The organism is Hymenobacter cellulosivorans, from assembly GCF_022919135.1.
GTDB classification, from domain to species: Bacteria; Bacteroidota; Bacteroidia; order Cytophagales; family Hymenobacteraceae; genus Hymenobacter; species Hymenobacter cellulosivorans.
This window is the reverse complement of the sequence record NZ_CP095049.1, coordinates 3,782,187-3,802,751: the sequence shown is the minus strand read 5'-3', so window position 1 is coordinate 3,802,751 and position 20,565 is coordinate 3,782,187. Positions and strand designations below refer to the sequence as shown.

General features: G+C 57.1%; 16 protein-coding genes. 6 read left to right on the top strand and 10 right to left on the bottom strand.

The annotated features are described in order from the left end of the window. The first annotated feature begins 165 nt into the window (after positions 1 to 165). Positions 166 to 522 carry a DUF805 domain-containing protein gene (locus tag MUN80_RS15935; RefSeq protein ID WP_244714455.1) on the top strand — a complete coding sequence of 119 codons (357 nt, stop codon included), beginning with the start codon at positions 166 to 168 and terminating at the stop codon, positions 520 to 522. Positions 523 to 602: 80 nt separating this feature from the next. Here the strand turns inward: MUN80_RS15935 and MUN80_RS15930 are convergent, their stop codons facing one another. Further along, on the bottom strand, positions 603 to 1,184 hold the full coding sequence (locus MUN80_RS15930; protein WP_244714453.1) for a DUF3109 family protein: 582 nt from the start codon (positions 1,182 to 1,184) through the stop codon (positions 603 to 605). Positions 1,185 to 1,329: 145 nt separating this feature from the next. Between MUN80_RS15930 and MUN80_RS15925 the strand changes: the two genes are divergently transcribed. From MUN80_RS15925 to MUN80_RS15910, 4 genes are all read left to right on the top strand, one after another. Continuing rightward, positions 1,330 to 3,576 carry an ATP-dependent helicase gene (locus MUN80_RS15925; protein WP_244714451.1) on the top strand — a complete coding sequence of 749 codons (2,247 nt, stop codon included), beginning with the start codon at positions 1,330 to 1,332 and terminating at the stop codon, positions 3,574 to 3,576. A gap of 137 nt (positions 3,577 to 3,713) precedes the next feature. After that, positions 3,714 to 4,448: a DUF4290 domain-containing protein gene (locus tag MUN80_RS15920; protein ID WP_244714450.1), complete on the top strand. Its 735-nt coding sequence runs from the start codon at positions 3,714 to 3,716 to the stop codon at positions 4,446 to 4,448. Between the two features lie 135 nt (positions 4,449 to 4,583). Next, on the top strand, positions 4,584 to 5,888 hold the full coding sequence (gene murA, locus MUN80_RS15915) for a UDP-N-acetylglucosamine 1-carboxyvinyltransferase (protein WP_244714448.1): 1,305 nt from the start codon (positions 4,584 to 4,586) through the stop codon (positions 5,886 to 5,888). Between the two features lie 161 nt (positions 5,889 to 6,049). Further along, complete coding sequence (locus MUN80_RS15910; protein ID WP_244714446.1) at positions 6,050 to 6,910, top strand: DUF4349 domain-containing protein; 861 nt, start codon at positions 6,050 to 6,052, stop codon at positions 6,908 to 6,910. A gap of 67 nt (positions 6,911 to 6,977) precedes the next feature. Here MUN80_RS15910 and MUN80_RS15905 read toward each other — a convergent pair whose 3' ends face one another. The 9 genes from MUN80_RS15905 to MUN80_RS15870 form a co-directional block, all read right to left on the bottom strand. Continuing rightward, positions 6,978 to 7,313: a phage holin family protein gene (locus MUN80_RS15905; protein ID WP_100335654.1), complete on the bottom strand. Its 336-nt coding sequence runs from the start codon at positions 7,311 to 7,313 to the stop codon at positions 6,978 to 6,980. A 93-nt stretch (positions 7,314 to 7,406) separates the two neighbouring features. Beyond that, on the bottom strand, positions 7,407 to 7,772 hold the full coding sequence (locus MUN80_RS26115; RefSeq protein ID WP_311136295.1) for an arginase family protein: 366 nt from the start codon (positions 7,770 to 7,772) through the stop codon (positions 7,407 to 7,409). Next, the gene (locus MUN80_RS15900) at positions 7,772 to 8,500 is read right to left on the bottom strand and encodes an arginase family protein (RefSeq protein ID WP_311136242.1); all 729 of its coding nucleotides are present in this window, start codon (positions 8,498 to 8,500) and stop codon (positions 7,772 to 7,774) included. The genes MUN80_RS26115 and MUN80_RS15900 overlap by 1 nt, the downstream gene beginning before the upstream one ends. A gap of 142 nt (positions 8,501 to 8,642) precedes the next feature. After that, the gene (locus MUN80_RS15895) at positions 8,643 to 9,275 is read right to left on the bottom strand and encodes a chemotaxis protein CheC (protein ID WP_244714445.1); all 633 of its coding nucleotides are present in this window, start codon (positions 9,273 to 9,275) and stop codon (positions 8,643 to 8,645) included. Positions 9,276 to 9,348: 73 nt separating this feature from the next. Next, the gene (locus MUN80_RS15890) at positions 9,349 to 10,986 is read right to left on the bottom strand and encodes a chemotaxis protein CheA (RefSeq protein ID WP_262922007.1); all 1,638 of its coding nucleotides are present in this window, start codon (positions 10,984 to 10,986) and stop codon (positions 9,349 to 9,351) included. Beyond that, positions 10,983 to 12,059 carry a chemotaxis protein CheB gene (locus MUN80_RS15885; protein ID WP_244714441.1) on the bottom strand — a complete coding sequence of 359 codons (1,077 nt, stop codon included), beginning with the start codon at positions 12,057 to 12,059 and terminating at the stop codon, positions 10,983 to 10,985. Before MUN80_RS15885 ends, MUN80_RS15890 begins: the two co-directional genes overlap by 4 nt. A gap of 75 nt (positions 12,060 to 12,134) precedes the next feature. Next, entirely contained in the window at positions 12,135 to 12,533 is a 399-nt protein-coding gene (locus MUN80_RS15880; protein WP_244714440.1) for a response regulator, read from the bottom strand. Positions 12,534 to 12,616: 83 nt separating this feature from the next. Continuing rightward, positions 12,617 to 13,123: a chemotaxis protein CheW gene (locus MUN80_RS15875; protein WP_244714438.1), complete on the bottom strand. Its 507-nt coding sequence runs from the start codon at positions 13,121 to 13,123 to the stop codon at positions 12,617 to 12,619. Between the two features lie 72 nt (positions 13,124 to 13,195). Further along, positions 13,196 to 17,596, bottom strand: a complete 4,401-nt coding sequence (locus MUN80_RS15870) for a HAMP domain-containing protein (protein ID WP_244714437.1) — start codon at positions 17,594 to 17,596, stop codon at positions 13,196 to 13,198. A 356-nt stretch (positions 17,597 to 17,952) separates the two neighbouring features. Here MUN80_RS15870 and topA point away from each other — a divergent pair, with 356 nt between their 5' ends. Continuing rightward, positions 17,953 to 20,436 (top strand): type I DNA topoisomerase, encoded by a 2,484-nt coding sequence (gene topA / locus MUN80_RS15865; protein WP_244714435.1) that lies wholly within the window; start codon positions 17,953 to 17,955, stop codon positions 20,434 to 20,436. The last annotated feature ends 129 nt before the right edge of the window (positions 20,437 to 20,565 follow it).

The following is a 20,565-nucleotide window of genomic DNA, read 5'->3' as shown; positions in this document are numbered from 1 at the left end:
TTTACAGCGCCTAACGATTTTGTCGCAAACCACCCTTGCGGGCGCCAAAAACACCGGCTCGGCAGGTAGCTTTTTTAGCTGGCATGTATATGAATATATAATTAATAAACTAAACTGGCCCAAGGCCCGTAAACTCGACCACACCTTTCACTCCTTTCTCACAATATGCACTACTTTATCAACGCCCTCAAAAACCATTACGCCGACTTCAATGGCCGTGCCCGCCGCGCCGAGTACTGGTACTTTATGCTTTTCAACATCATCGTCTCCTTCGTGCTGGGCTTCGTGGCGGGCATGCTGAAGATGCCCTGGCTGGCCAGCCTCTTCTCCCTAGCCGTGCTCATACCCGGCATTGCAGTAGCAGTGCGCCGTATGCACGATGTGGGCAAAAGCGGCTGGTATCTTCTGATCCCCATCTACAATATCATCCTGGCCTGCACCGAAGGCGAGAAGGGACCAAACGCTTACGGCGCCGACCCCAAAGGTGCCACTGCTACCGTAGCCTCGAACCCTATAGCATAGGCAATAGTCCGCTGGTATGCCTATAAGCCGGCAACTAGACCACAAAAAAGGCCGACTCTGGAGTCGGCCTTTTTTGTGGCTTACGCGTTGATCGGCGGGCTGTTGGTTTCAATCTCAGTAACCAACTCCTCGTACCATTCCTCCCCATACTTGCGCACCAGGGGCTCTTTGAGGAACTGGTAGATGCGCACTCCGAGGCTGGCACCGAAGCTGCAGGCCGGGTTGCAGATGTTCCACCGGTCGTAGTTCAGGGCCTCAAAGTCCTCGTACTTGGTAATGCGGATCGGGTAGAGGTGGCAGCTGATAGGCTTTTTGAAGGTCGTCACGCCCGCCAGATAGGCCTGCTCGATGCCGCACTTGAGGATGCCCCGCTCGTCGTACAGGGCGTAGGCGCACTCCCGGTCGTTGATGGTCGTGGTGCTGTAGTCACCCTCCCAGTCTTTGATATACAGGCCCTGTTGTTCGATGGCCTGCTGCCCGGCCTCGGTGAGGAAGGGTTTAATCTTGTGGTACTCGTCCTGCAGAATCTGCAGCTCATGGGCCTCCAACGGGGCACCAAGGTCACCTTCTACGCAGCAGGCGCCCTTGCAGGCTTCCAGGTTGCAGACAAAGAAATTGTCGCGCACGTCGTCGGAAATGACCGTATTCTGAATGATAATCATGGAATTGCAAAGAAGCGAACTGCAAAGATACACCCGGCGTTGAGAAGCAGTTCAAACCCGAACTGAAACTATAGTTCGAAGGCTGCAACTCCGCAGGCAAAGCCCTACCTTTGCCCCTTAGCCGAGGCGCTGATTTACTTGACGAATGGCATTAGATTACAACAAACTCCTGAACCCCTCGCAGGCCGCCGCGGTGCTGCAAATCGACGGCCCCTGCATGATTATCGCCGGTGCCGGCTCGGGCAAAACCCGGGTGCTGACCTACCGCATTGCCAACCTGCTTGAGCAGGGCGTCGACCCGTTCAACATCCTGGCCCTGACCTTTACCAACAAGGCCGCCAAGGAAATGCGCGCCCGTATCGAAAAGGTAGTGGGCCCCGAGGCCAAGAACGTCTGGATGGGCACCTTCCACTCGGTGTTTGCCAAAATTCTGCGCTCCGAGGCCGACAAAATCGGCTTCCCCCGCCACTTTACCATCTACGACACCCAGGACTCCAAGACGCTGATTACGCAGATCGTCAAGGAAATGGACCTGGACGACAAGCTCTACAAGCCGAGCATGGTGCTGGGCCGGATTTCGGCGGCCAAGAACAAGCTGATTTCGGTACAGCAGTACCTGCAGGACCCCGTCATCCGCCAGGACGACGACGCGGCCCTGCGCCCCAAAATTGGCGCTATCTACCAGCAGTACCACGCCCGCTGCTTCAAGGCCGGCGCCATGGACTTTGATGATCTGCTCTTCAACACGAACGTGCTCTTCAAGGACCACCCCGACGTGCTGAACAAGTACCAGAACATCTTCAAGTACGTGATGGTCGACGAGTATCAGGACACGAACTACTCCCAGTACCTAATAACGCGCAAGCTCTCGGCCAAGGAGCGGAATATCTGCGTCGTCGGCGACGACGCCCAGAGTATCTACGCCTTCCGCGGGGCCGACATTACCAACATTCTCAACTTCGAAAAGGATTACCCCGAGTTGCAGGTGTTTAAGCTGGAGCAGAACTACCGCTCCACGAAGAACATTGTGAAGGCCGCCAACTCGGTCATCAAGAACAACAAGGCCCAGCTGCGCAAGGACGTTTTCTCGGAAAACGAGGAAGGTACCCTGATTGAGGTTATCAAAGCTGCCTCGGACAACGAGGAAGGCAAGCTGGTGGCCAACAGCATCTACGAGGACAAGATGAACCAGCATCTGTCGTATGATGACTTCGCCATCCTCTACCGCACCAACGCCCAGAGCCGGGCCATGGAAGAAGCCCTGCGCAAGCTCAACATCAAGTACAAGATTGTGGGCGGTCTGAGCTTCTACCAGCGCAAGGAAATCAAGGACCTGGTGGCCTACCTGCGCCTGACGGTGAACCACAACGACGAGCAGGCCCTGCGCCGGGTTATCAACTACCCCAAGCGCGGCATCGGCGACACGACCATCAGCAAGCTGATTAACACGGCCGAGGCCAGCAACCACTCCCTGTGGGAAGTGGTCAGCAACGCCAACTCCTTCCTCACGGCCCGCATTGCCAACCCGATTGAAACCTTCGCCGAGCAGATCAAAAGCTACGCGGTGCTGGCCGGCAAGGAAGACGCCTTCGAGGCGGCCAAGTTCATTGCCAAGAACTCGGGCATGATTGAGGAGCTCTATGCCGACAAGAGCATCGAGGGCCTGAGCCGCTACGAGAACATCCAGGAACTCCTGAACGGCGTGAAAGCCTACACCGAGGACCCGGAGCGCGAAGACAAATCGTTGGCTTCCTTCCTGCAGGACATTGCCCTCGTCACCGACGCCGACACCAAGGACGCTAAGGACGAAGGCGAGGCCGTCACGATGATGACCATTCACTCGGCCAAGGGTCTGGAGTTCCGCAACGTCTACATCGTGGGCATGGAGGAAAACCTGTTCCCCTCGCAGATGATGATTACCTCCCGGGCCGATTTGGAGGAAGAGCGCCGCCTGTTCTACGTGGCCATTACCCGGGCTGAGAAGAAGCTGACCCTGAGCTACGCCACGTCCCGCTACCAGTGGGGCAACCTGCGCAGCTGCGAGAAAAGCCGCTTCCTCGACGAAATTGACCCCCAGTTCGTCGACTTCAAGTTCTCCTCGGCCGGCCCGGGCGAGTCGCCATTCGGCCACGTGGTGGAGCGCCGCTCGAACCTTATTCCCCCTGCCCCGCGTAAGACGGTGGCCAAGGGCTACACCCCGCCGGCCGATTTCCAGCCTAGTGATACGAGCAACCTGCAAACCGGGCAGCGCGTGGAGCATCCCAAGTTTGGTTTCGGCAAGGTCACCAAGCTCGAAGCCCAGCAAGGCTCCACCAAGGCCATTATCGAGTTCGAAGAAGTCGGCGAGAAGACGTTATTGCTGAGTTTTGCGAAATTGCGGGTGCTGAGCTAGGGTGAAGGTCGTAACTTGACCCGCTAGCCACCGTTTGCTGATTAGCTACTCGTTGTACATCAGCCTCTTGAGTGTAGCCCACTCTCCTACTTCTTGACTTAACCAGCTGCTTTTCAGAGTGGCTACGCCTTTTTCCAATGGCATTACCTTCGCCTTTTAAACATGAGCTGCTCCTGCGCGAATACGGGCAGAGCACCTACGAGCTGATTCAGCAGCTGCGCACGATTGAAGATCGGGAAGAGCGCACCAAGCGGGCTCAGCAGATTGTGCAGCTCATCTTCCGTCTCAACCCCACCCTGCGCGAGCAGCCCGACGCCCAGGCCAAAGTCTGGAACCACGTCTTCGAAATGACCGACGGTGAGCTGGATGTGGACAGTCCCTTCCCGCTGCACGCCCTGGATATTCTGGCCAAGCAGCCCGCCCGCGTGGCATATCCTATCAAGTCGCCCAAGCTCAAGGCCTACGGCCGCAGCGTGGAAGTGATGATTGAGCAGGCTCTGGCCCTGGAAGATGCCGCCGAACGGGAGCAGGCCACCATCACCATCGGCCGCACCATGAAGTTCTTGTACCGCTCCTACAGCAAGGAAAACGCCAAGGATGTAACCATCCTCAAGCACCTCAAAGAGCTGTCGGGCGGCAAGCTGGAGCTGGACCCGGCCCAGGTGGATGCCAATAATCTGTTCGACTTCGCCGCTGCTCCTGTTGGCGGCCGGCCAGCGCCCTTCATCGTACCCCAACCCCGCGCCGAGCGGGCGGAACGCGGGGAGCGTGGCGACCGGGAAGGCCGCCGGGGCGGCAACAACAACCGCCGGGACAAGCAGCGGCGCGGCGGCAAAAAAGGCCGCCAGGAACCTCAGCAGCCACCCCAGTAAGTTTTTAGTTGTTCGTTGTGCGTTGTCCGTTATCAGGCGATATCATCCCTGATAACGGACAATCTGCACTTGTCAACGAGCAACTGAGCCTATGCCCACAGACCTACCAACGGACAACGAATAACCAATTAGTACATGGCTTCATTTGAAGTAATCGGCGGCCATCCGCTGAAGGGTGAAATTGTGCCTCAGGGCGCTAAAAACGAAGCCCTTCAAATCCTGTGTGCGGTTTTGCTCACCTCCGAGCCCGTCACCATCAGCAACATTCCCGACATCCGCGACGTGAACAAGCTCATCGAGCTGCTCCGCGACATGGGCGTCAAGGTTGGGAAGCTTGCCTCCGACACCTACCGCTTCCAGGCCGACGCTGTGAACCTGGACTACCTTGACTCCGAGCAGTTCGTGGCCCAGGGCCGGGCTTTGCGCGGCTCCGTGATGATTCTGGGCCCCATGCTGGCCCGCTTCGGCAAGTGCCAGCTACCCAAGCCCGGTGGCGACAAGATTGGCCGGCGGCCCATGGACACCCACTTTTTGGGTTTGGAAAAATTGGGCGGCAAGCTCACCCTTGAAGGCACCGATTTCTACCGTATCAAGGCCGAGAACGGTCTGCGCGGCACCTACATGCTGCTCGATGAAGCTTCGGTAACGGGTACGGCTAACATCGTCATGGCTGCCGTTCTGGCTCAGGGTACTACTACCATTTACAACGCTGCCTGTGAGCCGTACTTGCAGCAGCTGTGCAAAATGCTGGTGCGCATGGGCGCCAAAATTAATGGCATCGGCTCCAACCTGCTGACTATCGAAGGGGTGGAAAGCCTGGGCGGTACTGAGCACCGCATGCTGCCCGACATGATTGAAATCGGCTCATTTATCGGCCTAGCCGCCATGACGGGCTCCGAAATCACCATCAAGGACTGCCAGGTACCCGAGCTGGGCATCATCCCCGACACCTTCCGCAAACTGGGCATTCAGCTCGAAGTGCGGGGCGACGATATCTACGTACCGGCCCAGGACCATTACGAAATTGCCACCTACCTCGACGGCAGCATCCTGACTGTATCGGACCACACCTGGCCCGGCCTCACTCCCGACCTGCTCAGCATTGTGCTGGTAGTAGCCATCCAGGCCAAAGGCACCGTACTGATTCACCAGAAGATGTTCGAGTCGCGCCTGTTCTTCGTGGACAAGCTCATCGACATGGGCGCCCAGATTACGCTCTGTGACCCGCACCGCGCCATCGTCATTGGCCTCGACAAGCGCAACGCCCTGCGCGGCATCAGCATGACCTCGCCCGACATCCGGGCCGGCGTGGCCTTACTCATTGCGGCCCTCTCGGCTGATGGCCGCAGCGTCATTGACAACGTAGAGCAGATTGACCGGGGCTACCAATTCATCGACAAGCGCCTGAATGCCTTGGGCGCACAGATTCGGCGGCTCTAATTCGCCCGCTAGGTTTTTATAGAAGCCTTAAAATTTAAAAGCCCGGTCTGACTTCCAGATCGGGCTTTTTTGGCTTATACCACACCGCGTGGGTTACCCGTTACACCTGAGTTGATTAAGGAAAAACGTGGTTGGCTTTAGTCACTTTACTCCTTTCTTCTATGAAATTACGCGTGTGGAGTTTACCTATCCTTCTGCTGGCTATGGCCTGCAGCCAACAAAGCCCCGAAACGGCTAAGCAGACACCACCAGCCCTGAACGCCATGGAATTACCGCCCCCAGCTCCCGAAGCTCCCGGTGCTCCCGATGCTGGGGAAACAGCTTCACCCTCTGTCGCGCCGGCAGCTACGCGCAAGATTATCTACCATGCCGACGTGCGGGTGAAAGTGGCAAGCCTGCCCCAGGCCAACGCGCGCATGGACAGCCTCATCCGCGCCTTTGGCGCCTACGTTTCGGATGCCTCCGAGAAGCGGGAAGACGGCCAATGGGAGCATCAGATGACCATTCGGGTGTTGCCCGCCCGCTTTCAGGACTTGCTCAACCATCTGAATGGGCTGGGGGCTCTGGAGTCGAAGACCCTGGGCAGTGACGATGTAACAGCTGAGCACGCCGATATTGCGGCTCGGCTACGTACCAAGCGCGCCGTAGAGCAGCGCTATGTAGCCTTGCTGAGCCAGGCCAAAAAGGTAGCTGACATTCTCGAAATAGAGGAGAAACTTGGCGAGGTTCGCGGAGACATTGAGGCTACGGAAAGCCGGCTCAAAACCCTCGACGACCAGGTTGGCTATTCCACTATCACCCTTACCTACTTCCAGCCAATTGCCCTGTCGACACCCGATGCGCCGGTTCTATCCTTTGGCAGCCGTTTGGTAGAGTCGTTTTATTCTGGCTGGACGCTCTGCACCGACCTTGTGCTGGGTTTGGTGACCATCTGGCCATTGGTAGTGGTAGGAGCTGCGGCCTACTGGGGTATCCGCACGTGGCGCCGCCGCCGCACGCGAGTACTGCCCGAAAAAGCTTAAGTCTACCACAACCACAACAAAAAAGCCCGGTTCTGTGACCGGGCTTTTTTGTTGTAAGTCAGAATGCCTAGTCAATAACCATGTCTACCACGGAAGTCACCAGGGACAGGGCAACGCTGAAGATCAGGGCTGAGATAAAGCCGTCCAGCTTAAAGCCAGCCAGCAGCCAATCGGCCAGTAGTACGATTACGGCATTAATCACCAGCAGGAACAGGCCCAGAGTAAGCACGGTAATCGGGAAGCCGAGAATCTTCAGAATCGGCTTGAGCACTGCGTTCAGAATAGCCAGCACGATTACCAGCAAAATGGCGTCGGTAAAGCCCCCCAGGTGCGCCCCGGGCAGAAAGCGGGCCAGAACGTAGGTGATAATGGCAGTCAGCAGCAATTTGAGGAGAAAACCCATGTGGCGTGTGGTTGGGATGAGGAATGGAAGGGAAAGAAGCTCCGCTAGGAACCCACAACCTTACGAAAAAAAGGGCACTCCGTTGGCTCCGGCCTACTTCTCCGAAATCCGGGCCTTGATGCGTCCTTGAGAAACGCCCATCCAGTGCGCCATCTGAAATAGCAGGCGGGCACCCACAATAGCATTCCACTCGGTGTCCCCGGGCGCTACCTCGTTCAGGTCGCAGCCGATAATTTCCCGCCCCGACTCCACGACGGCGCGAATCAGGTACAGGGCTTCCTCAAACTCCAGGCCGCCAGGCACGGGCGTACCGGTACCGGGGCAGAGCTTGGGGTCCAGGCCGTCAATATCGAAGCTCAGATACACCTTGGGCGGCAGTTGGGCAATGATTTTACCGCACACCTTCTTCCACGATTTCTTGGCAAACTTCTCATTCGACAAAAACCGGTTATGGAACATCACCACGCGCCCCCCGAATGCTCGACCAGCTCGGCTTCCTGCTGGCACAGGTCGCGAATGCCAACCTGCACCAGTTTCTTGACCTGGGGCAGTTGCAGGGCGTTGTACATGATGGAGGCGTGCGAGTACTGGAAACCCTCGTAGGCGGGACGCAGGTCGCAGTGGGCGTCAATCTGCAGAATGCCAAACTCCTGGTGCCGCTCGGCCAGGGCGTGCATATAGCCCAGCGGCGTGCTATGGTCACCACCGAGTAGTACCACCCCTTTGCCCGCGTCGAGGTAGGCCCCGGTTTTCTGCTTAAGGTAATCCAGCAGTACTTTGCCCCGCTCGGTCACCTGGGCTGGCACCGTAGCAAAGTTCTGGGCCTTGTCGGCTGGCTGACCGGCTTCGAGCCAGCCAATGTAGTCGGCGGCCAAGGTGCGCAGGTTGCGGCTTTCCTCGGCCACTTTTTCATCTTCGTCCTCCATAGCCAGGCCCATGCGCCAAGCTTCGGGAATATCGGGTTCGTACAGGTCGACCTGCAACGAGGCTTCCCGGATAGCCTCGGGGCCCTGGGCAGTACCGCCCCGGTACGAAACGGTTACTTCCCACGGCACGGGTACTACTACCACCTGCGCTTCGTCGACGGTGAAGGGCAGACCATAGAGGCCGCCGGCACTGTCTCCCAGGGCATTGGGGTCGAAGGAGGCTAGTTTTTTTTCCAGGCTGGAAGCAGCTGACTGAGACATAAGCAAAAATAAAAAGCGTGAAGTATGGGTGGTAAGTGCAGCAGGCACGAAACGCGGCTGTCCTATCTGATGCTGGCCGGCCGGCCGGAAAGGCAGACTCGGCGCGCGTCGGATAGGACAGCCACAAGCGGAGCGGTTGAAATTACCCTATCGGGTTGCTTTCCTGGCCACCTAAAAAGTCATACGTCCGGATAATGTCCAGAATCTTTTCGAAGGTGTTCCGGTCGAAAAACAGCATCAGGGGCAGTTCCACCGAGTTTTCTTTGTCGGAGAACTGGGTAATGACCGAGAAAATCAGCGGCTGTACTTTGGGCTGACTCGCAATCAGGCTGGTTAATGAGCTGGCAATGTTGCCTTTGGGTGCTTTGGGCGGCGCACCGTAAATCTTGGCCTTGAGAATGTTGGCCAATTGCGTGACCAAAGCACCGGTGATGATGTTGCTGATTTCCAGCAGCAGCGACTCCTGCATCTCATCAATCTGAATCGAGTCGGGCACCGACATGCGCAAGCATACCCGCGAGAGGCGCTGCACGTGCTGGCCGGAGAAAAACATCAGCGTGGTGCCATTGAACTCGCCCCGAATATCGGATTGAATGATGGCGTGAGTGCCCTCAAACTCGTGCACTTTATCCAGGATGTTGCTCCCGGGCATAATGTCCAGATTCGGAACTTCCAGCAGCACCTTTTCCTGCGCGATTACTGCAAAGGAATCAGCCGCCCGGGCCAACCCGATGTTCAGAATCTCGCGGATAATATCACGCTCTAGTTCCGTCATGTGCAAATCCATAGGAGTGGGTCAAATGAAGGGGCTGCCGTTGCCGGAAAACCCGAATTTCGCATTACGTTGATTACGGTCGCTTGGCTAGAAAAAGTCGAGTCAGCGCCGGCACATCAATTACTAGACAAACCTGACCGCTCCCCAGAAGCGTAACGCCCCCGAATAAATCAATCATGTCCAGTGGTTTACTCATTGGCTTGATGACAATATCCTGCTGACGTAGGAAACGGTCCACGATTAAGCCAAGCTTACGGTTATTGTAGTTAACAATGATAATATCCTGTCGGCCAGCCAGTTCCGATTTCACAGCTGGCTGCAACGGACCATCATTGTTATGGAGGAGCTTGCGCAAATCTACAACGGGAATATTTTCCCCGAGCAAACGTGCCATCAGGATGCCGCCTACCACGTGTAACTGCGTGGGTTGCAGCGACACGACGGAGTCAGTGTGCATCAGCGGAATGGCATAACTGCGCTCTTCCAGCTCAAATAGCAGGGCGCCTTTCACGGCAATCGAGGTGGGTAGGACCAGGGTAAAGGTGGTCCCCTGCCCCAGCACCGAGTCGACGCGCAGCTGCCCGCCGAGCGAGTCGATGGCCAGCTTTACTACGTCGAGGCCTACGCCGCGGCCAGAAATGTCGGTTACTTCCTTGGCCATCGAAAAGCCGGGCTCAAACAGGAAGGCCCGCACGGCATGAGCATCCAGGGACCGGGAAACCTCGGCCGAAACCAGTCCGCGCTCCACGGCCTTGCGGCGTACCTGCTCCACGTCAATGCCCTTGCCGTCATCGATTACCTGAATCAGCACGTCGTCCCGCTCTGTCTGCGCCGACAGCGTCAGGCTGCCCTGCTCGGCTTTACCGGCCCGGCGCCGCTCCTCGGGCGTTTCCAGCCCGTGGCCAATGGCATTGCGCACCAAGTGCAGCAGCGCATCGGTGATGATCTGCAGAATGTTACGGTCAATCTGGATGTCTTGCCCATTGATGGTGAGCTCCACTTCCTTCTTTTCGGCCACGGCCACGTCGCGCACCACCCGGGGGAATTTATTGAACAACGAGCCCACGTTTACCAGGCGCGCGTCCATCACACTGTATTGCAGGTCGTCGGCAATGCGGAACAGGTGCGAAGCCGCCGCCTGCAGCGCCGAGTTGCCAATTTCCTGACTTAGGGTCAGAATCCGGTCCCGGTCAATAATCAGCTCGCCTACTAAGTTGAGTAAGTGGTCCAGCTTCTTGATCTGGATGTACACCAGATCCGACAGTTCCAGCTTCCGCGAGGCATCCTCGTCGGCATTCTTGTCGGCATCTTCCTCCAGCACCGGCTCCTGACCTTCTACCAGCAAATCCAGGTTGCGCAGCAACTGTTCCGGGTTGGCTACCGGCGCGTCCTGATCTACGCCGCGAATCATGCTGCCGATGGTATCTACGCCGGTAAACAGCACAGGTACCAAAGATCCCGAAAATGTGCGCTCCTTGCTGCGAATCAGCCCAAAGATGGTTTCCATCCGGTGAGCCACCTCCCCAATGTCGTTGAATCCCATGGCCCGGGCATTGGCCTTGAGATTGTGCATCAACCGGAATAGCTCGTTCAGCGCTTTTTCGTCGGCTGGGTCTTTCTCCAGCTCGCTGATGTGGCGGCTCATCGCATCGTAATACTCGAGCGCCTCAGCCATGAAAATTTCCCGGTATTCCTCTTCCCTTGATTTCATCGAGTAGCGAGCTGCGTGGATGAGGAGAAAGAAGAAGCCCGGTTGATGCGCAACTGGGTAGCCAGGCGGCTAACATAGCCGGCAATGTCGTGCAAAGGCGCGACGATGTTAGCGGCGCCGGTCTGAATAACGGATTTGGGCATGCCAAACACAGCCGAGGAAGCCTCGTCCTGAGCAATGACCATCCCGCCGTGCTGGCGGATGCTCTGGGCACCTTGAGTCCCGTCGCGCCCCAGACCGGTAAGAACCACACCTAGCACGTTGCGTCCTACGGTGTGCGCTACCGACTGCATCAGCAGGTCCACGGAAGGCTCATCGGGTATGGGGCTGGCTTCGGTGGTCGTGTCGGTATGCCACGACTGCCACGGGCCTCGTACCAGAGACCGGACCACCATGTTTTGCCCGCCGGGCGCCACGATGATTTTGCCGGCCTCCAAAGTAGTCCCGGGCTTGCCCACTACCACCGGTAACGACGTAGCCCGACGCAGGCGGTTGACGAAGGACTCGGTAAAATGAGCGGGCAAGTGAATGGCTACCAATACGGCACTGGTAAGAGAAGCCGGCAGGGCCCGCACGAGGGTTTCAACGGCCTGAGCACCTCCGGTAGAGCCGCCGATAACGGCTACTCCGCTTGGCGGTATGGCAATTATCTGGCGTTTGACTAGCGCCGCTTGAGCAGGCTGCTGGCAAATAGTCCGGATTTTGGCTATTACCAACTGTCGGCAACGGGCAAAATCCGGATGGTCCTTGCTCGGAATAGACGGTAGGTAATCGGCCACGCCCCACTGCGCCAATTCCCGGGGCACCACCGAACCGGCCATCGAGGAACTGTAGAGGAGCACCGGAACCGGGTACTGCCGATTCAGTCGTTCGAGGCCCGCTAATTGGTTTTCGCTCGCAATAACCAACCCGGGCCGTAACCGCCGGGCCTGCGCTACCAGCTCCGAGGCACTAGCGGCCGAGCCAATCACCCGCAAATCGGGCTCAGCATGCAGCAGTCTAGTCAGCTCCAACCGCACGAAGGCGGGCAGATCACCGAGCAATAGAGTGAAAGGGACAGAAGGGTTATGCACTGAGGGAATTAGAACGAACGCTAGAGCGGCGTTTTTGATGTACTAAGGAAACTGGTAGGGCGCCAGAATCCAGGATTAGGCTTCGGTAGAATCAGCGGAATTGGAGTCTTGGTTCTGCAGGGCACCACCAACGATTTCCAGTACTTTTTCCTCGGAAAAAGGCTTCACGATATAGGCCGTAGCGCCGCTTTCGAGGGCTTCGTTCACGATTACCTCCTGGCCTACAGCGCTGCACATTACCACTTTGACGTCCGGCTGTTCCATCCGGATACCTTTGAGCACGTCCAAACCGGTGTTATCGGGCAGAATCACGTCCAGAGTGATAAGATCAGGGCGGGTGGCGCTGGCCATTTCCAAGGCTTGCTGACCGTTGGCAGCTTCACCGACTACCTCGTAGCCGGCGTCGGTGAGCATATTCTTGAGCATCGTGCGCATATAAAATGAGTCGTCCACGATGAGAATGCGGTTTTTCATACAGGGTAAGTCAGTGTGTCGAATGAGGGGAAGGGTCAGGTGAAAATCAAGCGTGTGTACGGGTTGCTACCGAGTAAGATTTTTTATTTCGGCTGCAGTTGCATGATTTCCGTGGGGGACAGCAGCTTGGGCATATCCAATACAATGATGATGCGCCCATCCACTTTAGCGATTCCCTCAATGTATTTATCCTGGATGTTGATATCCTGAATGAATTCCGGGGTTTTTTCGATGATTGACAACGGAATTGACAGCGGCTGGGGCACTTCGCGCACCACGATTCCAATGGTGTAGTCTTTGGCTTCGATGGCCAGCGTGTAACTCACCGTCGGCAACGATTCATTGGCGGGTCGCAGCTTGAAGCGTTCCTCCAAATCGATGATGGCAATGATGTCGCCGCGCAGGTTGGCAATGCCCTTGACGAAGGAAGGCGTTTTGGGCATCCGGGCAATTTCCGGGGTGATGGTCACCTCCTTCACCTGCTCAATGCGAATGCCATATTCCTCATCCCCCAGGCGGAACACGATAAGCTGGATGAGCTTGTCCTGCTTAGCGGCTTTCTTTTCGCTGGTTTGCTCTGATTCAGGCATGCTGGAATACATTATTGAGCGTAGCCGCAAAGCCTTGCGGCTACGCTCAAAATGATAAAGGGAATGAGTGAATTACTTGGCTTTCGATTTGGTCCGGGGCTTGGGAGCCGCCTTGCCGTTTTCGTTTTCGGCCTGAGCTGCGGGCTTGGCCACATTCCTCACCCGGCGGTTGGGAGCAGCAGGTGCGGCACCATCAGTCTCCGGTTTTGCCGGGCCTTCCGCCGCCGCTTTGCGGGCAGCCTTGCGCGCTGGGGCACTAGCCGCACCACGACGTGGTTCGGGCGTAGCAGCCACGGCTACGGTACGGCGCTGCGGCCGCTCCCGGGTTGCGGCAGGAGCTACCACCTGAGAAGCGGTTCGCTGAGCGCTCATGCGACGCAAGCTACCACGGATGGGGTCAGGCTCGGGCTCAGGCAGCACGTCTTCCATCAGCTGGAAGGCCGACAGACCTACCTGCAGGTCGTCCGCAATGTCGGTCAGGTTCTGGCTTGAAGTTGTCAGTTCCTGCATCGACGAGGAGAGCTGCTTGGCAGTGCTAGCCACTTGCTGAGTGCCGGAAGCCGTTTGCTCGGCAATGGCTACCACTTCTTCCACGTATTTCACAACGTCGCCAATCGAGGTTTTCTGTACCTCGGTAGCCGTCAAGATGTCGCGGGAGGTGCGAAGCGTTTCACCGCTGGAGGTGGCAATATTCTTAAAGGCGCTGGATGCTTCGAACGTAGCATTCTTACCCTTGAGAACTCGGCCTTCCATGGTCGAAATAGCGGTAGCGGCTGAAGTCGTATCTTTCTTTACGTCTTCTACCAGCGTCGCAATTTCCGAGGCCGACTTGCGGGATCCTTCGGCTAGTTTGCGGATTTCCTCGGCTACTACCGCGAACCCACGGCCGGCTTCCCCGGCGCGGGCGGCTTCGATAGCGGCGTTTAGAGCCAGCAGGTTGGTCTGCGAAGCAATGTCGGTGATAACGCCCAGCGACTTACTGATTTCCTGCGAGCGGGTGCTCAGTACTTCAATGGTTTTACTGGTCTGGGCAGCAGCGTTGGAGATTTCCTCCATGTTCTTTACCACCTCAGCCACCGTTTTCAGACCGAGCTGCGAGGTTTGCTCACCCAGGATAGCCGATTTGTTCACGATGTCAGCTTTGCCAGCCGTTTCCTTGGTGGCCTGCATGATTTCTTCGATCAGCTTAAAGGCCTGGTCGGTCTTCAAAGCCTGGTTCTGCGCGCCTTCGGCCATCTGCTGCATGGCCAAGGCCACGTCAACCGTTACCCGGCTCATCTCCTGGCCTTTAGCCGCCATTTCCTCCGACGACTCCCCTACAATCTGCGACGAGTCGTTGATTTCGCCGAGCAGCTCGTTGAGGTTTTCAACGGCGATGTTCAGAGCGTTCGACATGGCAAGAATATCGCCGGCGGTCTGAATCTCTACTTTCTGGGTCAAATCACCTTCCGAAATGGCGCGTACCACGCGGGACACTTCGAGTACCGGTGAAGCAATGGATTCGATCAGGTCGTTGAGCGTATCCACGATTTCCTTCCAGCTACCCGATACCCCGCCTACCGTGGCACGCTCAGTCAGCTTACCTTCCACCCCGGCTACTTTCGCCACGCGGCTTACTTCCAAGGCGAGGCGGTTCAGGTCGTCCACCATTCGGTTGATGGTGTCGGCGAGTTCGGCCACTTCGCCTTTCGCTTCTAGGCGCAGCTTCTGGGTCAAGTCACCCTGTGATACGCCGGTTACTACCTTCACAATGCCTCGTACCTGCGTGGTCAGGTTGGCCGCCATCGTGTTTACGTTGTCGGTCAAGTCCTTCCAGATACCCGATACGTTGGGCACGTTGGCCTGGCCGCCCAGGCGACCTTCGGTACCTACTTCCTGCGCCACGCGGGTTACCTCGCCAGCGAAGATGTTGAGCGAATCCACCATTCGGTTGATGTTGTCCTTTAGGTCGAGCAGCTCGCCTTTAACATCTACCGACACCTTCTGGCTCAAGTCGCCGCGGGCTACGGCCGTCGTTACGTTGGCAATGTCCCGTACCTGCGAGGTCAGCGAGGCGGCCATTGTGTTTACGTTGTCGGTCAAGTCCTTCCAGGTGCCGCGCACGTTGGGCACCACGGCCTGGCCGCCCAGGCGACCTTCCGTGCCTACTTCGCGGGCCACACGGGTTACTTCGTCACCGAACGTGTTGAGCGAGTCCACCATCTGGTTGAGGTTCTCCTTCAGCTGCAACAGCTCGCCGCGTACGTTTACTGTCACTTTCTGGCTTAGGTCGCCGCGGGCTACGGCGGTAGCTACGTTGGCAATGTCTCGTACCTGAGAGGTCAGGTTCGAGGCCATCGTGTTTACATTGTCGGTTAGGTCCTTCCAGGTACCCGATACGCTCGGCACGTTGGCCTGACCGCCCAGAATACCTTCTGTACCTACTTCACGCGCCACGCGGGTTACTTCGCCAGCGAAGATGTTTAGCGAGTCCACCATCTGATTCAGGATGTTTTTCAGGTCGAGAATCTCGCCTTTCACATCTACTGTCATCTTCTGGGTCAGGTCACCTTTTGCTACGGCGGTAGCTACGTTGGCAATGTCTCGCACCTGAGAAGTCAGGTTAGCAGCCATCGTATTTACGTTGTCGGTCAGCTCTTTCCAGGTACCACCCACGCGCGGCACGTTGGCCTGGCCGCCGAGCTTTCCTTCGGTACCTACTTCGCGGGCCACGCGGGTTACTTCGTCACCGAAGATGTTCAGGGAGTCCACCATCTGGTTCAAGATATTCTTGAGCTCCAGGATTTCGCCCTTCACGTTAACCGTCATCTTCTGGCTTAGGTCGCCGCGAGCTACGGCGGTAGCCACGTTGGCAATGTCTCGCACCTGAGAGGTCAGGTTCGAGGCCATGTAGTTTACGTTATCCGTCAGTTCTTTCCACACGCCGGCCACGTTCGGTACGCTGGCTTGCCCGCCCAGTTTACCTTCCGTACCTACCTCTTGAGCCACACGGGTTACTTCGCCGGCGAAGAGGTTGAGCGAGTCCACCATCTGGTTCAGGTTCTGCTTCAGCTGCAGCAGCTCGCCCTTTACATCAACGGTGATTTTCTGGCTTAGGTCGCCGCGAGCTACGGCGGTAGCCACGTTAGCAATGTCTCGTACCTGAGAGGTCAGGTTCGAGGCCATGTAGTTTACGTTGTCCGTCAGTTCTTTCCACACGCCGGCCACATTCGGTACCGAAGCCTGGCCACCTAGGCGGCCTTCGGTGCCTACTTCCTGGGCCACACGGGTTACTTCGCCGGCGAAGAGGTTGAGCGAGTCCACCATCTGGTTCAGGTTCTGCTTCAGCTGCAGCAGCTCGCCCTTTACGTCTACCGTAATCTTCTGCGACAAGTCGCCTTTGGCTACGGCCGTGGCTACGTTGGCAATGTCTCGTACCTGAGAGGTCAGGTTCGAGGCCATGTTATTTACGTTGTCGGTGAGGTCTTTCCATACGCCCGAAACGTTGGGTACAATGGCCTGACCGCCGAGCTTACCCTCAGTACCTACTTCCTGGGCCACACGGGTTACTTCGCCGGCGAAGAGGTTGAGCGAGTCCACCATCTGGTTCAGGTTCTGCTTCAGCTGCAGCAGCTCGCCCTTTACATCAACGGTGATTTTCTGGGTCAGGTCACCCTTAGCTACGGCCGTGGCTACGTTGGCAATATCTCGCACCTGAGAAGTCAGGTTCGAGGCCATTGTGTTTACGTTGTCAGTCAACTGCTTCCACACCCCGCCCACGTTCGGTACCGAGGCCTGGCCGCCGAGCTTTCCTTCCGTACCTACCTCTTGCGCCACGCGGGTTACTTCGCCGGCGAAGAGGTTTAGGTTGTCAATCGTTTTGTTGATGGTTTCGGCCATCACTTTGAAGTCGCCCGACACGGGAATCTGAAAGGTTTCGTCCAGATTCCCTTTACTGATGTTCTTCAGTACTTTGCCTACTTCCAATACCGGTACGGCGATGCTGTCCACCAAGCCGTTGATATTGTTGATCATGTCGCGCCAGAAGCCCGAGGCATTTTCGGCCGAGGCCCGGGCTTTCAGGTTACCCTCTACCCCGGCAACCTTGGAAATGCGCGACACCTCGCCCCCTACCCCGCCGATCATCTCTACCATCGAGTTGTAGGCTTCGGCAATCTCGGCGAAGATGTCGTCGTTCTGCTTGGTCAGGCGCACCGATACGTCGCCTTTCTTAAAGGCATCGAGGGCGTAGAGCACCCGGTTGAGCTGGTCATTTACATAATCGGCTTCCTGGCTGTCTTCCGAGCCCCGGCCACTGCCGCGTTTGCGGGTAATGTCGGAACTGGTGCGGGCGCCGGAGGGGCGCAGCAAGGAACTACGATCGTAAGGAGCCGAAGGAGTATGTGAAGGAGTTGGGTTCGAAGACGGAGAATCCTGCTCAGGAGCGTTGTTTTCCGGCGTATTCGTATTCTTGGTAGTCTTACCTGAAGCCATACAAGGGGTGGGGTTGCGAAGCCTGGTGTAGAGAGGCGATGCTGTAAACCAGGAATACCAGTGCTGGAGTTCCTAGACTTACAAAGGTAGCAAATACCGCTTTTCCCACCACATTCTGATGGTTTTATCGAAATGATTCTCCAAAGTCGCACCCAGTGAACTACTTGGCCGCGGCAAGGCGTTAAAAAAAGCTGATTGGAAGGGCTCTTACGGCGGAGGCTTCCAGCATAATTACTATCCGCAGCGGTTGCACACCGGATTATTCCAGCATCTTTGCGGCAAAATTCAACTTTTCCTCTCGCTCGGCCGTTTCCTAAGTCCGAACCCGTTTGTATCCCGCCCTCGCCTAATCTTATATGGTCAAAAATCTAGTCATCGTAGAGTCCCCAGCCAAAGCCAAAACCATTGAGGGTTACTTGGGCAAGGACTTTATCGTCAAATCCAGCTTCGGCCACGTCCGCGACCTGCCCAAGGATAATAATGCCATTGACATTACCAATGGATTTAAGCCGACCTACGTCGTGTCGCCCGACAAGCGGGAAATCATTTCCCAGCTGAAGAAGTTGGCGAAGGAGGCCGAAATGGTCTGGTTGGCGAGTGACGATGACCGCGAGGGTGAGGCCATCAGCTGGCACCTGTCGGAAACGCTGAACCTGAGCGAGGCCAAAACCCGGCGCATCGTATTTCGGGAAATTACCAAGAACGCCATTCTCAACGCCATTAATAATCCCCGGGAAATTGACTTGAACCTGGTAAACGCCCAGCAAGCGCGACGCGTGCTCGACCGATTAGTGGGCTTTGAGCTGAGCCCGGTGCTGTGGAAAAAAGTAAAAACCGGCTTGTCGGCGGGACGGGTACAGTCGGTGGCAGTTCGGTTTGTAGTAGAGCGGGAACGAGAAATAAATCAGCACAAATCGTCGTCGGCGTACCGCGTAACGGCGCGCTTTGATGCAGGTCGGGGGACGGTGCTGGAGGCCGAGTTGCCGACGCGCTTCAAAACGCAGCAGGAAGCCCAGGAATTTCTGACCCGCTGCATTGGGGCCACTTACCGGATTGAGAATCTGGAAAAGAAACCGGGCAAGCGCAGTCCCGCACCACCTTTCACCACCTCTACTCTACAACAGGAAGCCTCGCGCAAGCTGGGCTTCTCGGTAGCGCAGACCATGAGCGTGGCCCAAAAGCTCTACGAGGCCGGTAAGATCAGCTACATGCGGACTGACTCGGTAAACCTCTCGCAGGACGCACTGGCCGCCGCTAAAGCCGAAATCAGTTCGACGTACGGCCCGGAGTACGCCCACACCCGCCACTTCAAGACCAAATCAGCCTCGGCCCAGGAAGCCCACGAAGCCATCCGCCCCACGGACTTTGCGCTGGTCAAAGCCGGTTCCGACTCAGCCGAGCAGCGCCTCTACGATTTGATCCGCAAGCGGGCTATGGCCTCGCAGATGGCCGATGCCACTATTGAGCGGACCGTAGCCACAATTGGTATCAGCACCCAGCCTGGCACGCCGCTCACGGCCACGGGCGAAGTCATTACGTTTGAGGGCTTTTTGAAAGCTTACAGCGAGTCGAAGGACGAGGAAACCCTGGACGAAGAAACAAGCACCGAGTCGTCGTTTTCGCGGGGCTTGCCACCGCTGAACGTGGGCCAGGAGCTGCCCCTGCAGCTGCTGCGCGCAACCGAGCGGTATTCTTCGCCGCCGGCCCGTTACACAGAAGCTTCGCTGGTGAAAAAGCTGGAGGAAATGGGCATCGGGCGCCCGTCGACCTACGCGCCGACCATCAGCACGATTCAGAAGCGGGGCTACGTGGAAAAAGACACCCGGGAAGGCAAGGAACGCAAGTTTCACGTGCTGACTCTGGACGGGGACCAGGTGAAAACCGAAGCCAAAACCGAAACTTTCGGCGCCGATAAAGCCAAGCTGTTCCCGACGGATACGGCCATGGTAGTCAACGACTTTTTGGTGGAGCACTTCCCCATTATTATCGACTACCAATTCACGGCCAAGGTAGAAGGCGAATTTGACCAGATTGCCAACGGCCAGGAGCAGTGGGGCAAGATGCTGGCCGATTTCTACGGCACCTTCCACGAAACCATCGAGCGGGGCCAGGACATTGAGCGTAGCACCCTGGGCTCGACCCGGGAAATTGGAATTCACCCCGAAACCGGCCAGAAGCTGACGGCCCGCCTGGGCCGCTATGGCCCTTACGTGCAGATTGAGCCCAAGGAAGGCGCGCCGGAAGGTGAAAAGGCGGTGTATGCCAGCCTGCGCAAAGGCCAGTTTATCGAAAGCATCACCTTAGAAGAAGCCCTGGACCTGTTTAAGCTGCCACGTATTGTAGGCCAGTTTGAGGACAAGGACATGACGGCCGCTCTGGGTCGGTTCGGGCCGTATATTCGCCACGATAGTAAGTTCTATTCCCTGACCAAGGAGCAGGACCCGCACACCATCACCGCCCAGGAGGCCATTGACCTGATTGAGGCCAAGCGCAAAGCCGATGCCGAGCGGCTGATTAAAGATTTCCCTGGTCGGGAAGACGTGCAGGTGCTTAATGGTCGTTTTGGGCCCTACATCGTGGTGGGCAAGAAAAACGTGAAGATTCCAAAGGGCGAAGAACCCATGGAGCTCACTTTGGAGCGCTGCCTGGAGCTGGCCGAAGCTACCCCCGATAAGCCCGCCAAGGGTGGGCGGTTTGCCAAGAAAGCTGCTCCCGCCGCTGAAGATACGGCCGACAAGCCCGCGAAGAAAAAACCCGCTGCCAAGGCTCCGGCCAAGAAGGCCGCCGGTACGGCGGCAAAAAAACCGGCAGCTAAAAAGCCCACAGCCAAAGCCAAGTAACTGGCTTTAAGATCTCAGCAAAAAGCTCCTCCCCATTTGGGTGGGAGCTTTTTTTTGTGGACGTAAAATTCCCGCCACGCGCGGCCGTTATATAGCTCCACTCCGATACAGCCCACCGTGAAAAAACCT

Coding starts and splice junctions, on each gene's coding strand:
- MUN80_RS15875 (WP_244714438.1), bottom strand. CDS start 13,123: ATGCCTGAATCAGAGCAAACCAGCGAAAAGAAAGCCGCTAAGCAGGAC.
- topA (WP_244714435.1), top strand. CDS start 17,953: ATGGTCAAAAATCTAGTCATCGTAGAGTCCCCAGCCAAAGCCAAAACC.
- murA (WP_244714448.1), top strand. CDS start 4,584: ATGGCTTCATTTGAAGTAATCGGCGGCCATCCGCTGAAGGGTGAAATT.
- MUN80_RS15870 (WP_244714437.1), bottom strand. CDS start 17,596: ATGGCTTCAGGTAAGACTACCAAGAATACGAATACGCCGGAAAACAAC.
- MUN80_RS15895 (WP_244714445.1), bottom strand. CDS start 9,275: ATGACGGAACTAGAGCGTGATATTATCCGCGAGATTCTGAACATCGGG.
- MUN80_RS15920 (WP_244714450.1), top strand. CDS start 3,714: ATGGCATTACCTTCGCCTTTTAAACATGAGCTGCTCCTGCGCGAATAC.
- MUN80_RS26115 (WP_311136295.1), bottom strand. CDS start 7,772: ATGTTCCATAACCGGTTTTTGTCGAATGAGAAGTTTGCCAAGAAATCG.
- MUN80_RS15900 (WP_311136242.1), bottom strand. CDS start 8,500: ATGTCTCAGTCAGCTGCTTCCAGCCTGGAAAAAAAACTAGCCTCCTTC.
- MUN80_RS15905 (WP_100335654.1), bottom strand. CDS start 7,313: ATGGGTTTTCTCCTCAAATTGCTGCTGACTGCCATTATCACCTACGTT.
- MUN80_RS15925 (WP_244714451.1), top strand. CDS start 1,330: ATGGCATTAGATTACAACAAACTCCTGAACCCCTCGCAGGCCGCCGCG.
- MUN80_RS15935 (WP_244714455.1), top strand. CDS start 166: ATGCACTACTTTATCAACGCCCTCAAAAACCATTACGCCGACTTCAAT.
- MUN80_RS15910 (WP_244714446.1), top strand. CDS start 6,050: ATGAAATTACGCGTGTGGAGTTTACCTATCCTTCTGCTGGCTATGGCC.
- MUN80_RS15930 (WP_244714453.1), bottom strand. CDS start 1,184: ATGATTATCATTCAGAATACGGTCATTTCCGACGACGTGCGCGACAAT.
- MUN80_RS15890 (WP_262922007.1), bottom strand. CDS start 10,986: ATGAAATCAAGGGAAGAGGAATACCGGGAAATTTTCATGGCTGAGGCG.
- MUN80_RS15880 (WP_244714440.1), bottom strand. CDS start 12,533: ATGAAAAACCGCATTCTCATCGTGGACGACTCATTTTATATGCGCACG.